Below are 13,723 nucleotides of genomic sequence, written 5' to 3'. Positions count from 1 at the left end.
CTGTGTAGGCAGCTGGGGCAATCTAAATAAAAGGGTCGCGCCACGGCCCCGGATGTGGCGCGACCCTCAGCCGTCCAGAGGACGGCACAGGCCTAGAGGAAAGGAACTCTCCTCTGGTCGTGGCCCGTATCTCGGCTCCAATCCTGCCCGACATGAGGAAACATGAAGGACGTGGACAAGATCGTTACCTCCCGTGGCGTTGCCGCCTTCGATGAATAGCAATATGCGACCCGTATTGAAAATAAAAAGCCGATGGCTTAAGAAATTTCGATAGTTTATTCCTATCAAAGGCATCCCATGGCCGGCCCCACCCTCAGACAGTTGCAATTCCTCGTCGCGATCGAGGAAACGGCGCATTTTCGGCGCGCCGCCGAACGGGTGGGCGTGACCCAACCGTCCCTGAGCGCACAGATCCAGAACCTGGAAGACACCTTGGGCGTTGCCCTGGTGGAGCGTGGGCGCGGCGGCGTGCGCCTGACCCAGGTCGGCCGGGAGGTCGTGTTGCGCGCCCGGCGCATCCTCGACGATGTCCAGAGCCTGGTCGATTTCGCGGGCACCGCGCGCGACGGGGTGGTCGGCACCATCCGGCTGGGGGCCAAGGCAACGCTGGGGCCCTACCTGCTGCCCCATGTGGTCGGCGCGCTCCACGCGGCGCACCCGGACCTGCGGATCTACATTCGCGAGGATGCGCCACGGCTGCTGGAACAGGACCTCGCGCGCGGCGAGCATGACGTGATCCTGACGCAGCTGCCGGTGACCGGGGCCGATTACACCACCGCGCGGCTGTTCCGCGAACCGTTGCTGCTGGCCCTGCCCGCCGATCACCCCCTGCTCGACAAGGAGGTGCTGCGGCCGCGGGATCTGGCGGGCGAGCAGGTGCTGAGCCTCAGCCCCGCCTACCACCTGCACGACCAGATCACCGCGATCTGCCAGCAGACCGGCGCCCAGCTTGCGCGCGACTACGAGGGCACATCGCTGGATGCCCTGCGCCAGATGGTGGGAATGGGAATGGGGATCACGTTTCTACCCGCGCTCTATGTCCGGTCGGAGATCGAGGGCCGCGGGGCGGAGGTGGTGGTCCGCCGTCTCAGCGGCGCCCCCATCGCGCGGTCTGTTGGCCTTGTCTGGCGCACCCGGGCGGGACGCACCGGAGCGAATTTACAAATCGCGCAGGTGATCCGCGACGTGGTGCGGGCGCGCTGGCCGGAGCTGGTGGTCGAAAGCTGAACGCAGGTCTCACCCGGCGGACCGTGCCAGACGGCGCAAGGGGCGCGCCCGCCCTTTCCCGGGCTTGAGCCCGGACATGGCTGCGGCGCGCGGTCGGTTGCGGCTACGGACGCGGCCGGGCCGCGCCGCGCAGACCCGGCGGGCGCCCACCCCCCCCCCCCGACACAGATCGGCCCGATCAGGCCGCTTCGGCCCGGGATTCCCGGATCAGGCGCAGGATGTCCTGGGCCGCCTCGGGGATGTTCGTACCCGGCCCGAAGATCGCCTTCACCCCGCGGTCATAGAGGTACTGGTAGTCCTGCTGCGGGATCACCCCGCCGCAAATCACCAGGATATCCCCCGCGCCCTGGGCCTTCAGCGCATCGACCAGCTTGGGGGCAAGGGTCTTGTGACCGGCGGCCTGGCTGGAGATGCCGATGACGTGCACATCGTTGTCGATAGCGTCCTGCGCGGCCTCTTCCGGGGTCTGGAAGAGCGGCCCCACATCCACGTCGAACCCGATATCGGCAAAGGCGGTGGCGATCACCTTGGCGCCCCGGTCATGGCCGTCCTGGCCCATCTTGACCACGAGCATCCGGGGCCTGCGCCCTTCCTCGGCGGCGAAATCCTCCACCGATTTCTGGATGGCGGCGAACCCGTCATCGCCCTCGTAGGCCGCGCCATAGACACCCGCGAGCGTCTTCACCTCTGCCCGGTGGCGTCCGAACACCTTTTCCATGGCCATGCTGATTTCTCCCACACTGGCCCGCGCGCGAGCCGCTTCCACCGCCGCGGCCAGAAGGTTGCCCCCCTCAGCCGCGCACCGCTCCACCTCGGCCAGGGCCGAGTCGCAGGCCGCCTCGTCCCGCTCCGCGCGGATCTTCGCGAGCCGGGCCACCTGCCCGTCGCGCACCTTGGCATTGTCGATCTCCAGGATGTCGATCGGGTCTTCCTTGTCCTTGCGGTACTTGTTGACCCCCACGATCACTTCCGTGCCCTTGTCGATCATCGCCTGGCGTCGGGCCGCGGACTCCTCGATCCGCAGCTTGGGCATGCCAGAGGCCACGGCCTTGGTCATGCCGCCCAGTTCCTCGACCTCCTCGATCAAGGCCCAGGCCTTTTCGGCCAGCTCGTTGGTCAGGCTTTCGACGTAGTAAGAGCCCGCCAGCGGATCGACCACGTTGGTCACGCCGGTCTCCTCCTGCAGGATCAGCTGGGTGTTCCGGGCGATGCGCGCCGAGAATTCCGTCGGCAGGGCAATCGCCTCGTCCAGCGCGTTGGTATGCAGCGATTGCGTCCCGCCCAGAACCGCGCTCATCGCCTCGTAAGCGGTGCGGATCACGTTGTTGTAGGGGTCTTGCTCCTGCAAGGAGACACCGCTCGTCTGGCAATGGGTGCGCAGCATCATGGAGCGCGGGTTCTTCGGCTCGAACTCGGACATGATCTTGTGCCACAGCATCCGCGCCGCGCGCAGCTTGGCGGCTTCCATGAAGAAGTTCATGCCGATGGCGAAGAAGAAGCTGAGCCTGCCTGCGAACTTGTCCACGTCCATGCCGCGCGCGATGGCGGCGCGGACATATTCGCGCCCGTCCGCCAGGGTGAAGGCCAGCTCCTGCACCAGGTTCGCGCCCGCCTCCTGCATGTGGTAGCCGGAGATCGAGATCGAGTTGAATTTCGGCATCTCGGCGGAGGTGTATTCGATGATGTCCGCGATGATCCGCATCGAGGGCTCAGGCGGATAGACATAGGTGTTGCGGACCATGAATTCCTTGAGGATGTCGTTCTGGATCGTGCCCGACAGGACAGACCGGTCATGGCCCTGCTCTTCGCCGGTGACGATGAAATTCGCGAGGATCGGGATCACGGCGCCGTTCATGGTCATCGAGACCGACACCTGATCGAGCGGGATGCCGTCGAACAGGATCTTCATGTCCTCGACACTGTCGATGGCCACGCCGGCCTTGCCCACATCGCCCTCCACCCGGGGATGGTCGCTGTCATAGCCGCGGTGGGTGGCCAGATCGAACGCCACCGACACGCCCTGCTGCCCGGCGGCAAGGGCCTTGCGGTAGAACGCGTTGCTCTCCTCGGCGGTGGAGAAGCCCGCATATTGCCGGATCGTCCAGGGGCGGCCCGCATACATCGTGGCCTTCACCCCGCGCGTGAAGGGCGCCTGACCGGGGACCGATCCCAGATGGTCGAGCCCCTCCAGGTCCTCGGCGGTATAGAGGGGTTTGACGTCGATCCCCTCCAGCGTCTTCCAGGTCAACGTCTCCAACGGCTTGCCGCGCAACTCCTTGGCGGCGAGGTCAGCCCACGCGTCTTTGCCTTTCGTCATGGTCCACTCCTCTTTCTGGTCCTGTCAGGCCCGCGATGCACTCGGGGCTCTCTATGTAGGTGACCGCGCCGGCGGCACCTGAGCGCAGCCATGCGATCTCGTCGTCATAGGCCGCCCGCATCCGCGCGATCTGCGCCGCGGAGAAGGGGCGCCAGGGCCCTGCCTCCGGCAGGCGCGCTAGGTGATGCGGGCACGGGCCCTCGGCCACCACCTTGCGCAGGAGCGCCACATCCGGCGACGCGTTGTGGATGCAGGGCACAGGCTCGAGCGGGGCGGGCAACACCCGCCGCGTCAGCCCCGGGACCAGCAGATGTGGCACATCCACCAGCGCCTCGAAGGGCCAGACCACCAGTTCGGCCCTGGGGAACACCACCTGCAACTCCCGGATCACGTCGCGCCAGCGGCGAGGCTGGTCCACCAGCGCGCCCAGACGGTCGCGGTCGGGCACCCGTCCGCCATGCTTGACCGTGAAGCCGAGCATCGAGGTCCAGTGCCGTTCGTAATTGCGGATGGCGAGGCCGATCCGCGTGCATTGCGCGCCGAAGGCCGGGCGGAAGCGCGCCATACGCCGTGCCGCATCCGGGTAAAGCTGCCCGCTGGCCACGCACGCCGGGATCGCGCCCAGCATGTTCTCTTCGCTCACGATCAGGGTCCGCATTCCGGTCCCGCGCAGCCGGTCGATTTCGCCGCGCACCCGCGCGCTGGATACCCGGGCCTGCGCGGCCACCTGCGGCGTGACCCGGTCGGCAGCCTTGACCAGCCCATCGAAGAGCGCCGCACGGGTGACATTCGGCTCCCATACCGCGACCGAACTCGCCCGCAACCGCGAGGCATTGCGCCGCAGCGTCTGTTGCAAACTTGTCGTGCCCGTCCGATGGGCGCCCACATGCAAAATAACGTCCAAGATACGCCTCATTATCCCTCGGTCCGGCGCAAAACGCGCAGGATATGTCATCGCGAGAGACATTAGGCAGCGACCCTTCCGGACGAATTAACGTTACCGGGCGGCAAAAAGCGCATCGAGGGCTTAGAAATCCCGTTTGCACGGCATATATTCGGAGCAACCGGAGGCACCATGAAACGACTGATACCCTTTGTAATTGCTGGACTTCTCACGACGGCGTCAGGCGCGGCAGCGGCGGACGACATCCCGGTGATCTGGCCGCCGCTCGAGGCAAGTGAAGTCAATTTGAACGATTTTCTATGGGTTGCGCGCCCGGTCGTGGTGTTTGCGGACACACCCGCCGATCCCCGCTTCGTCGAGCAGATGACCCTGCTCGAGGCCCGGATCGAGGATCTCGCCGTGCGCGATGTCGTCGTGATCGTGGATACCGACCCCGACGCGAAGTCCGAATTGCGCACCAAGCTGCGCCCGCGCGGCTTCATGATGGTGATCGTGGGCAAGGATGGCGGCGTGAAGCTGCGCAAACCGTCCCCCTGGACCGTGCGCGAGATCACCCGCCAGATCGACAAGATGCCCCTCCGGCAGGAAGAGATCCGCCTGCGCAAGGCCACCGCGGGATAACCCGCGCAGCCGCCAGGCGCGCCTGCATCAGGCGTCCTGGCGCTGGTATGGCAGGCGGTGCGGATCACTCGAACTCCATGATCACGTCGTCCACCGCGAGGCTGTCGCCGGCACCGGCGTTGATCTTGGTGACCGTGGCGGTCTTTTCGGCGCGCAGGATGTTCTCCATCTTCATCGCCTCCACGGTACAGAGCGCCTGGCCCTCCTGCACCTCGTCGCCGACCTCCACGTCGATCTTCACCACCAGCCCCGGCATCGGGCAGAGCAGCATCTTCGACGTATCCGGCGGCAGCTTCTCGGGCATCAGGTCATTCAGTTCGGCCTGGCGCGGGGTGCGGACATGGACCTTCACATCCGCTCCGCGGAACCGCATCCGGAAACCGCTGGTGATCTTGTCCACCTTGAGCACCATTGGCGCACCGTCGATCTCGACCGTGGCGAGGCTGTCGCCCGGGGTCCAGCGGCTGGTCACCCGGTGGGCGGTCCCGTCGGCGAAGCGCACGGTGGAGCCGCCCGGATCCGCGTCGATGGTCACATCGAACCGGGCATCCTGGGCGGTCACGACCCAGTCGGTGCCGACCATCCGCTCGTGGTTGTCGAGCGTACCGGAAATGCGGGTGCGCCGGATCTCTGCCACCCGGAACATCGCCGCCGCCGCCGCCGCAAGCCGTGTCAGGTCGGCCGCGCCGAGGGTCACGCCCTCGAAGCCGTCGGGGTACTGCTCTTTGATGAAGGCGGTGGTCATCTCGCCCTTGATGAAGACCGGGTGGTCCATCACCGCCGCCACGAAGGGCAGGTTGTGGCCGATCCCCTCGACCTCGAACCCGTCGAGCGCGTTGCGCATCGCCTCGATCGCCGCCGGGCGGTCCGGCCCCCAGGTACAGAGCTTGGCGATCATCGGGTCGTAGTACATGCTGATCTCGCCGCCCTCGTAGACGCCGGTATCGTTGCGCACCGCCGTCGGGCCGCTGGGGGCATCGCCATGCCATTTGCCATTGGCCTCCAGAGGTCCTGCCGCGACCTCGACCGGCGGGCGGTAGCGCGTGAGCCGCCCGATGGAGGGCAGAAAGTTGCGATAGGGGTCCTCGGCGTAAAGCCGGTTCTCGATGGCCCAGCCGGTCAGGGTCACATCGTCCTGGGTCATGGGCAGCTTTTCCCCGGCCGCCACGCGGATCATCTGCTCCACCAGGTCGACGCCGGTAATCAGTTCGGTCACCGGGTGTTCCACCTGGAGCCGCGTGTTCATCTCGAGGAAATAGAAATTCCGGTCGCCATCGACGATGAATTCCACGGTCCCGGCGCTGGCATAGCCCACGGCCTGGGCCAGGGCGCAGGACTGCTCCCCCATCGCCTTGCGGGTTGCCTCGTCGAGGAACGGGCTGGGCGCTTCCTCGACCACCTTCTGGTTGCGGCGCTGGATCGAACACTCCCGCTCGCCCAGGTAGATGCAGTTGCCATGGGTATCGGCCAGCACCTGGATCTCGATATGGCGCGGTTGGGTGACGAATTTCTCGATGAAGATCCGGTCGTCGCCGAAAGAATTCGCCGCCTCGTTCTTGGAGCTCTGGAAGCCCTCGCGCGCCTCGGCGTCGTTCCAGGCGATCCGCATCCCCTTGCCGCCGCCCCCGGCGGAGGCCTTGATCATCACCGGGTAGCCGATCTCGCCCGAGATCTTCACCGCCTCGTCCGCATCCGCGATCAACCCCATATAGCCCGGGACGGTGGAGACGTTCGCCTCCTGCGCGATCTTCTTGGAGGTGATCTTGTCGCCCATCGCCTCGATGGCATTCGCGGGCGGCCCGATGAAGGCCACGCCCTCTTTCTCCAGCGCCTCGGCGAAGAGCTTGTTCTCGGACAGGAAGCCGTAGCCCGGATGCACCGCCTCGGCGCCGGTCTGCCGGATGGCGTCCATCACCTTGTCGATCACGATATAGGACTGGTTGGCGGGCGACGGGCCGATATGCACCGCCTCATCGGCCATCCGCACATGCAGCGCATTGCGGTCCGCATCCGAATAGATCGCAACCGTCTGGATGCCCATCTTGCGCGCGGTCTTTATGACCCGGCAGGCAATCTCGCCACGGTTGGCAATCAGGATTTTCTTGAACATGGCCTCTTCCTTCTTCTTGTCAGTCACGCGGCACGCGACCGCGGTCCCGGAACCGCGCGGGTCCGGGCATTGCAGGGCCCCGCTGCGCGCAGCACGCAGGGGGCCGGGTGTGGGGCGGGGCGCGCAGCGGGCCTGCGCGGGCGATATGTCGGGGGAGCGGTCCGCCATGCACGCGCCATCAGAGGGCTGCCAGGTCTGGTGGCGGCCCCCTGAAGCGTTCCAGTGCGTAGGGGTGGTGTTTGGGGCGACCAAAATACGTTCGCCACAACCTTGAGGAGAACACACTCTTGACGTTGGGGAAAGAGAATTTTGTGCCCACTGGCCGAAATCCGCCGGTCCGGGCCCTGTACCGCATGTCTCACTGACCGCCCTCCCCGTCGAACAGGTCCGGAAAGCTGCGCCGCGCCACCGCCACATCGATCCGCAGAAGCGCCTGGTAGGACGCGGGATCGAAAGGGGTTTCCGCAGGAACGACCTCCCGCCCGAAGAGCCAGTTGAGCCGCCCGGCATCGAGATTGCCACGCTCGAAAGGCTGGTCGCCGAAATGGGTCCAGAGCGCCTCCATGAACCCTTCATCTGCCCGGCGATCGGCGGGGCGGCGGTCGGCATAGCGTTCCCGCGCCACCAGCGGCGTGGCGCCCTTCTTGCTGGCCCGGCGCAGGACGAACTGGAAATCCGTACCCGGCAGGCGTCCGGGAAACCCGCGGTGCTTGGTCATCTCCGGCAACGGCATCAGAACCCCTCCCAATCGCAGCCCGTGGCGGTGCGGCGGAAACTCTCGACATACTGCGTGGCGTCCGGGTTGGCCTGCCCCCGGGGCACGGCGCGGTCCTGCAGCACGACGATGACCTTCTCCGGCCCGTCCGCTTCCGCATCGCGCGCGCAGAGCGCCAGGAAATCCTCGGCCAGCGCGTCGTAGTCGTATAGCCCGCGCGCCCGCGCAATCTCCGGCGCGACATAGCGCAGGACCAGCACCGGCTCGCCCGCCTGCTCCTCCACCAGCGCCGGCAGCGCGATGGGGCGCAGGCCGCTGGGCAGGTCCTCGACCAGACCCGCCAGATGCGCGGGGGGGCGCGGTCCGGGATATGGCGCAAGCCCGATCATGGGCGCCGCGCCACCATGTCGACCTCGACCAGCGCACCGACCGCCAGCGCAGTCACCCCGATCGTGGTGCGCGCCGGGCGCGCGCCTTCGGGGAAATAGGACATGTAGACCTGGTTGAACGCGTCGAAATCCCGTTCGAACTCTGTCAGGTAACACCGGCACTGCACCACGTCGCCCAGGCCCAGCTCCGCCCCCTCCAGCACAAGCACGAGGTTGTCCATCACCCGACGCGCCTGCGCCTCGATCCCCTCGGGCAGGGGCGCGTCCGCGTCACCGGGGTCCGTGGGCATCTGGCCGGTCAGGAACACCCAGCCATCGGTCTCGGTCGCATGGCAGAACGGGCCGACCGGGGTCGGGGCCGCATCGATGAAATGAAATTCAGGCATGGACAACTCCGGCATGGCGCAGCCACCGGGCGCGGTGCTGCGGGTCTTCGAGCAGGGCGGCGATCCGCGCCTCGATCTGGGCCTTGGGGGCGCGCGCCGCGGCCAGCTGCCCCCCGGCGATCACCTCTGTGCCCTCCGGGCCCGCCGTGACCTGCACCACGGGCGAGAACCCCCGCAGTCCCCGCAGCGCCCGCCACAGATCCTGGCGGATCTGATGCGCCAGGCGCCCGCGCGCCGCCACGGGCGGCATCCGGGTCGCGGCGGCGAGATCGAACCGCGCCCCGGGACGCCGCGACAGGGTCAGAACCGCGCCCGCGCGCCGCTCGATCCAGCCGCGCCGGCGATGGCGCGAGGGCTGGCGACCTGCGCCGCCAGCCCCGGGATCAGACACGCGTCCCCCACCGACGAAGGCCGCATCTGCGATCCCCTCGCTCCTCCCGGTGTCGTGGTCGTGTATGTGCCGATCCATCTCGATACGCTCGTTCAGAGGTCAGAGCGGAATGTTGTCGTGCTTCTTCCACGGCTTGACCGCGCGCTTGTTGCGCAGGGCGGCGAAGGCCCGGGCGACGCGGCGGCGGGTCGACTGGGGCATGATCACCTCGTCGATGAAGCCGCGCTCGGCCGCCACGAATGGGTTGGCAAACCGGTCCTCGTATTCCGCCGTCCGCGCCGCGATCTTCTCGGGGTCGCCCAGATCGGCGCGGTGAATGATTTCCGTCGCCCCCTTGGCCCCCATCACGGCGACTTCGGCCGTCGGCCAGGCGTAATTGATGTCGCCGCGCAAATGCTTGGAGCTCATCACCACATAGGCCCCGCCATAGGCCTTGCGCGTGATCACAGTCACCTTGGGCACCGTCGCCTCGCCATAGGCAAAAAGCAGCTTGGCCCCGTGCTTGATGACGCCGTTATACTCCTGCCCGGTACCAGGCAGGAAGCCGGGCACATCCACCAAGGTCAGGATCGGGATCTCGAAACAGTCGCAGAACCGCACGAACCGGGCGGCCTTGCGCGCACTGTCAATATCCAGAACGCCCGCCAGAACCATCGGCTGGTTCGCCACCACGCCCACGGTCTGCCCCTCCAGCCGGATGAAACCGGTGATGATGTTGCCTGCGAAATCCTTCTGGATCTCGTAGAAATCCCCCTCGTCCGCGACCTTGGTGATCAGCTCTTTCATGTCGTAGGGCTGGTTGGGATTGTCGGGGATCAGGGTGTCGAGGCTTTCCTCCACCCGCGCCGGGTCGTCGAAGAAAGGCCGGACCGGCGCCTTCTCGCGGTTGTTGAGCGGCAGGAAGTCGATCAGGCGGCGGACCTCGGCCAGCGCCTCGACGTCATTCTCGAAGGCCGCATCGGCGACGGAGGATTTCCGGGTATGGGTGCTCGCGCCGCCCAGTTCCTCGGCGGTGACGACCTCGTTGGTGACGGTCTTGACCACGTCCGGGCCGGTCACGAACATGTAGGAGCTGTCCTTCACCATGAAGATGAAGTCGGTCATGGCGGGGCTGTACACCGCACCACCCGCACAGGGCCCCATGATCATGCTGATCTGCGGGACCACGCCCGAGGCCTCGATATTGCGCTGGAACACGTCGCCATAGCCCGCGAGGCTGTCGACCCCTTCCTGGATCCGCGCCCCGCCGGAATCGTTGATCCCGATCACCGGCGCGCCGTTTTCGATCGCCATATCCATGATCTTGCAGATCTTCTTGGCATGGGTGGCCGACACCGACCCGCCCAGAACCGTGAAATCCTGGCTGAAGACATAGACCTGCCGCCCGTTCACCGTGCCCCAGCCGGTCACCACGCCGTCGCCCGCGGGCTTCTGCTCCTGCATCCCGAAATCGGTGCAGCGGTGGGTGATGAACATGTCGAACTCTTCGAAAGAGCCCTCGTCCAGCAGAAGCTCGATCCGCTCCCGCGCCGTCAACTTGCCCTTGGCGTGCTGGCTGGCGATCCGTTTCTCGCCGCCGCCCATCCGGGCATCCAAACGCCGCTGGTCGAGCTCGTGCTGAATGTCTTTCATCTGGTCATCTCCGTCGCGATTTGTGGCGGACCCTACGGAGGCCCCCGCGCGGCGGAAAGAGGAATTCCGAAAATTTGCAAACTAAGTGAAAAGATATGAGTGCATATCGCAAATATGCAAACACAACTGTCCCTGGACTGGTAAAATGCCGGGATATCAAGCCCGAAGCACCCCGCGCGGCGTGGATCAGGGCCGTCCCAGCCCCGCCAGAGACCGCCCCGCGCCGCGGCAGACCCGACCAGAACCGCGACCATGGTGCCGGGCGTGACAATTAGCCCGCGCTTTGAGCGGCATGCACAACAGCTGTGCAGGAGTGGACTTTGCCCCCGCGCCCGCATAGCTCTGGCCCATGACAAAACGCCCCGCCAGCCGCTTTCTTGACCGCAATACCCCCCCGCATCTGGCCACGCTGGTGCTCATGGCGGGGGTTGCCGCGCTGTCGATGAACGTGTTTTTGCCCTCCCTGCCGGGCATGGCGGTCTATTTCGATGCCGAGTACGCGGTGATGCAGCTGTCGGTCTCGCTCTACCTGATGATGACCGCCGTCTTGCAGCTGCTGGTGGGGCCGCTGTCGGATCGCTACGGGCGGCGGCCGGTGATGCTGATCTCTACGGCGCTGTTTGCCCTGGCGACCCTCGGGGCGATCTTCGCACCGACGGTCGAGGTCTTCCTGGCCTGCCGCATGGCCCAGGCGGTGATCGCCTCGGCCCTGGTGCTGAGCCGGGCCATCGTGCGCGACATGGTGGGGCAGGCCGAGGCGGCCTCGCTGATCGGCTATGTCACCATGGGCATGGCGATCGTGCCGATGATCGGCCCCGCCCTCGGCGGCCTGCTGGATGAAACCTTCGGCTGGCGGGCGAGCTTCTGGCTGCTCTTTGCCGCTGCCGTCGCGATGCTCTGGCTGATCTGGAGCGACCTGGGCGAGACCGCACCCAACCGTTCGGGCGGCTTCCGGGCGCAGGTCGCGGAATATCCCGAACTGCTCAAGGCCCGGCGTTTCTGGGGCTATGTCGCCGCGGCCGCCTTTGCATCGGGCGTCTTTTTCGCCTTCCTGGGCGGTGCGCCCTATCTCGGCTCCGAGGTGTTCGGGCTCAGCCCCGCCATTCTCGGAATCTATTTCGGGGCGCCTGCGCTCGGCTACGTGCTCGGCAATTTCCTGTCGGGCCGGTTCTCCATCCGCATCGGGATCAATCGCATGATCCTCTGGGGTTCGCTCATCACCTCGGTGGGCATGGCGGCGTCGATCCTGATCTATGCCGCCGGTCTGACCCATCCGCTGAGCTTTTTTGCCCTGACCGCCACGGTGGGGATCGGCAACGGCATGATCATCCCCAACGCCACCGCGGGCAGCCTGTCGGTGCGTCCGCACCTGGCCGGCACCGCCAGCGGGCTGGGTGGCGCGATCATGGTGGGCGGCGGCGCGGCCATGTCGGTGCTGGCGGGCATCCTTCTGCCGCTGGGCACCGGGCCCTACCCGCTGCAGGCACTGATGCTTCTGACCTCGCTCGGCTCCACTGTCGCGGTGATCTACGTGATGCGCCGGGAGCGCGACCTGACCGCCCAGCCCAGCGCCTGACCCTCTGGACCCGCCTGTTTGCAAACCCTAGAACAGGGTTAGCAAACAAGCGGGGCACCCATGGCCACCCAGAAACTCTATGCCGGCGCGAAGCTGCGCGAGACCCGCACCGGGCTCGGCCTGACCCAGAAGCTCTTTGCCGAGAAACTGGGCGTGTCCCTGCCCTATCTGAACCAGATGGAGAACAACAATCGCCCGGTCTCCAGCACCGTGCTGCTGGCGCTGGCGCAGGAGTTCGGCTTCGACGTCACCCAGCTCAGCACCGGGGAGGCGGAGCGGCTGGTGTCGGACATGCGCGAGGCGCTGGCCGATCCGGTCTTCGGGGAAACGCCGCCACCGCTCGCCGATCTGCGGCTCGCGGCGTCCAACGCCCCGGCCCTGGCGCGCGCCTTTCTCGAACTGCATCGCCACTACCGCCAGACCCATGAACGGCTGGCATCGCTCGATGAGGCGCTGGGGCGCGAAGGCTCCAGCCTGCAACCCTCGCCCTGGGAAGAAGTGCGCGACTTCTTCCACTATTGCGACAATTACATCGACGCCGTGGACCACGCCGCCGAGCATATCGCCAACCAGATCGACGGAGAGTTGGAATCCGGCGCCCGGCGCCTGCTGTCGCGCAAGGGGCTGGCCGTGCAATACAGCGATAGCGCCGATCTGCGCCATTTCAACCCGCAATCGGGGGTGCTGACCCTGTCCACCCGGGCGGCCGCGCCCACCCGCCGGTTCCAGCTGCTGGTGCAACTGGGGCTGGTGACCCAGAACGACCTGCTGGAGGCGACGCTGGATCTCGCACGGTTCCAGACCGACGAGGCCCGCGCCATCGCCAAGCTGGGCCTGGCCAATTACTTCGCCGGTGCGGTGCTGCTGCCCTATCGCGCATTCCAGGCGGCGGCGGCCGAAACCCGCCACGACCTGGAACGGCTCGCGGACCGGTTCGGCGCCTCGATCGAACAGGTGGCGCATCGCCTTTCGACCCTGCAACGCCCGGGTGCCAAGGGCATCCCCTTCTTCTTCGTGCGGGTGGATCAGGCGGGCACGATCACCAAGCGGCACTCGGCCACCCGGCTGCAATTCGCCCGCTATGGCGGGGCCTGCCCGCTGTGGAACGTGCACCAGGCGTTCGAGACACCGGGCCGGTTCCTGCGCCAGCTGGCCGAGACCCCGGACGGGGTCCGCTACCTGTGCCTGGCGCGCGATGTGTCGAAATCCGGCGGCAGCTGGGGCGCGCCCACCCGCCGCTATGCCATCGGCCTCGGCTGCGAGGTGCGCCATGCCCCGGCGCTGGTCTATGGCGACGGACTCGACCTCAGCCAAGGGTTCGAGCCCATCGGCATTTCCTGCCGCATCTGCGAGCGCAGCGCCTGCCACCAGCGCTCCGTCCCGCCGCTGGAGCGCAAGCTCAGCGTCGATCCGGGGCTGCGCGGTGTGCTGCCCTACGAGGTGGATACCGGCTGA

General features: G+C 66.8%; 12 protein-coding genes. 4 read left to right on the top strand and 8 right to left on the bottom strand.

Going from position 1 to position 13,723, the window contains the following annotated elements:
• Positions 1–297 precede the first annotated feature (297 nt).
• On the top strand, positions 298–1,227 hold the full coding sequence (locus tag DSHI_RS03720; protein WP_012177404.1) for a hydrogen peroxide-inducible genes activator: 930 nt from the start codon (positions 298–300) through the stop codon (positions 1,225–1,227).
• Positions 1,228–1,405: 178 nt separating this feature from the next.
• Here the strand turns inward: DSHI_RS03720 and scpA are convergent, their stop codons facing one another.
• A complete protein-coding gene (scpA, locus tag DSHI_RS03715; protein WP_012177403.1) occupies positions 1,406–3,544 on the bottom strand; it encodes a methylmalonyl-CoA mutase in 2,139 nt (712 codons plus the stop codon).
• Positions 3,516–4,448: a hypothetical protein gene (locus tag DSHI_RS03710; RefSeq protein ID WP_044027624.1), complete on the bottom strand. Its 933-nt coding sequence runs from the start codon at positions 4,446–4,448 to the stop codon at positions 3,516–3,518. Before DSHI_RS03710 ends, scpA begins: the two co-directional genes overlap by 29 nt.
• 171 nt (positions 4,449–4,619) lie before the next feature.
• On the opposite strand from DSHI_RS03710, the gene DSHI_RS03705 reads away from it, so the two are divergent.
• On the top strand, positions 4,620–5,069 hold the full coding sequence (locus DSHI_RS03705; RefSeq protein WP_012177401.1) for a DUF4174 domain-containing protein: 450 nt from the start codon (positions 4,620–4,622) through the stop codon (positions 5,067–5,069).
• A gap of 64 nt (positions 5,070–5,133) precedes the next feature.
• Here the strand turns inward: DSHI_RS03705 and DSHI_RS03700 are convergent, their stop codons facing one another.
• From DSHI_RS03700 to DSHI_RS03675, 6 genes are all read right to left on the bottom strand, one after another.
• Positions 5,134–7,179: an acetyl-CoA carboxylase biotin carboxylase subunit gene (locus tag DSHI_RS03700; RefSeq protein ID WP_012177400.1), complete on the bottom strand. Its 2,046-nt coding sequence runs from the start codon at positions 7,177–7,179 to the stop codon at positions 5,134–5,136.
• 358 nt (positions 7,180–7,537) lie between these two features.
• Positions 7,538–7,912: a hypothetical protein gene (locus tag DSHI_RS03695; protein WP_044027623.1), complete on the bottom strand. Its 375-nt coding sequence runs from the start codon at positions 7,910–7,912 to the stop codon at positions 7,538–7,540.
• Positions 7,912–8,283, bottom strand: a complete 372-nt coding sequence (locus DSHI_RS21270; protein WP_012177398.1) for a DUF6497 family protein — start codon at positions 8,281–8,283, stop codon at positions 7,912–7,914. The genes DSHI_RS03695 and DSHI_RS21270 overlap by 1 nt, the downstream gene beginning before the upstream one ends.
• A complete protein-coding gene (locus tag DSHI_RS03685; protein WP_012177397.1) occupies positions 8,280–8,669 on the bottom strand; it encodes a RidA family protein in 390 nt (129 codons plus the stop codon). Before DSHI_RS03685 ends, DSHI_RS21270 begins: the two co-directional genes overlap by 4 nt.
• Complete coding sequence (locus DSHI_RS03680) at positions 8,662–9,138, bottom strand: hypothetical protein (protein WP_340213945.1); 477 nt, start codon at positions 9,136–9,138, stop codon at positions 8,662–8,664. Before DSHI_RS03680 ends, DSHI_RS03685 begins: the two co-directional genes overlap by 8 nt.
• Positions 9,139–9,159: 21 nt before the next feature.
• The gene (locus tag DSHI_RS03675; protein WP_012177395.1) at positions 9,160–10,692 is read right to left on the bottom strand and encodes an acyl-CoA carboxylase subunit beta; all 1,533 of its coding nucleotides are present in this window, start codon (positions 10,690–10,692) and stop codon (positions 9,160–9,162) included.
• Positions 10,693–11,041: 349 nt separating this feature from the next.
• On the opposite strand from DSHI_RS03675, the gene DSHI_RS03670 reads away from it, so the two are divergent.
• A complete protein-coding gene (locus tag DSHI_RS03670) occupies positions 11,042–12,268 on the top strand; it encodes a multidrug effflux MFS transporter (RefSeq protein WP_012177394.1) in 1,227 nt (408 codons plus the stop codon).
• A 60-nt stretch (positions 12,269–12,328) separates the two neighbouring features.
• On the top strand, positions 12,329–13,723 hold the full coding sequence (locus tag DSHI_RS03665; RefSeq protein ID WP_012177393.1) for a helix-turn-helix domain-containing protein: 1,395 nt from the start codon (positions 12,329–12,331) through the stop codon (positions 13,721–13,723).

It is taken from the genome of Dinoroseobacter shibae DFL 12 = DSM 16493 (genome assembly GCF_000018145.1).
Classification (GTDB): Bacteria; Pseudomonadota; Alphaproteobacteria; order Rhodobacterales; family Rhodobacteraceae; genus Dinoroseobacter; species Dinoroseobacter shibae.
Note: the sequence above shows the minus strand (reverse complement) of the source record. Positions and strands in the feature narration are given on the sequence as shown.

Bases quoted from the DNA above. Each gene is read 5' to 3' on its own strand.
- DSHI_RS03720 (WP_012177404.1), top strand. From the start codon at position 298: ATGGCCGGCCCCACCCTCAGACAGTTGCAATTCCTCGTCGCGATCGAG.
- scpA (WP_012177403.1), bottom strand. From the start codon at position 3,544: ATGACGAAAGGCAAAGACGCGTGGGCTGACCTCGCCGCCAAGGAGTTG.
- DSHI_RS03705 (WP_012177401.1), top strand. From the start codon at position 4,620: ATGAAACGACTGATACCCTTTGTAATTGCTGGACTTCTCACGACGGCG.
- DSHI_RS03700 (WP_012177400.1), bottom strand. From the start codon at position 7,179: ATGTTCAAGAAAATCCTGATTGCCAACCGTGGCGAGATTGCCTGCCGG.
- DSHI_RS03695 (WP_044027623.1), bottom strand. From the start codon at position 7,912: ATGCCGTTGCCGGAGATGACCAAGCACCGCGGGTTTCCCGGACGCCTG.
- DSHI_RS21270 (WP_012177398.1), bottom strand. From the start codon at position 8,283: ATGATCGGGCTTGCGCCATATCCCGGACCGCGCCCCCCCGCGCATCTG.
- DSHI_RS03685 (WP_012177397.1), bottom strand. From the start codon at position 8,669: ATGCCTGAATTTCATTTCATCGATGCGGCCCCGACCCCGGTCGGCCCG.
- DSHI_RS03680 (WP_340213945.1), bottom strand. From the start codon at position 9,138: ATGGATCGGCACATACACGACCACGACACCGGGAGGAGCGAGGGGATC.
- DSHI_RS03675 (WP_012177395.1), bottom strand. From the start codon at position 10,692: ATGAAAGACATTCAGCACGAGCTCGACCAGCGGCGTTTGGATGCCCGG.
- DSHI_RS03670 (WP_012177394.1), top strand. From the start codon at position 11,042: ATGACAAAACGCCCCGCCAGCCGCTTTCTTGACCGCAATACCCCCCCG.
- DSHI_RS03665 (WP_012177393.1), top strand. From the start codon at position 12,329: ATGGCCACCCAGAAACTCTATGCCGGCGCGAAGCTGCGCGAGACCCGC.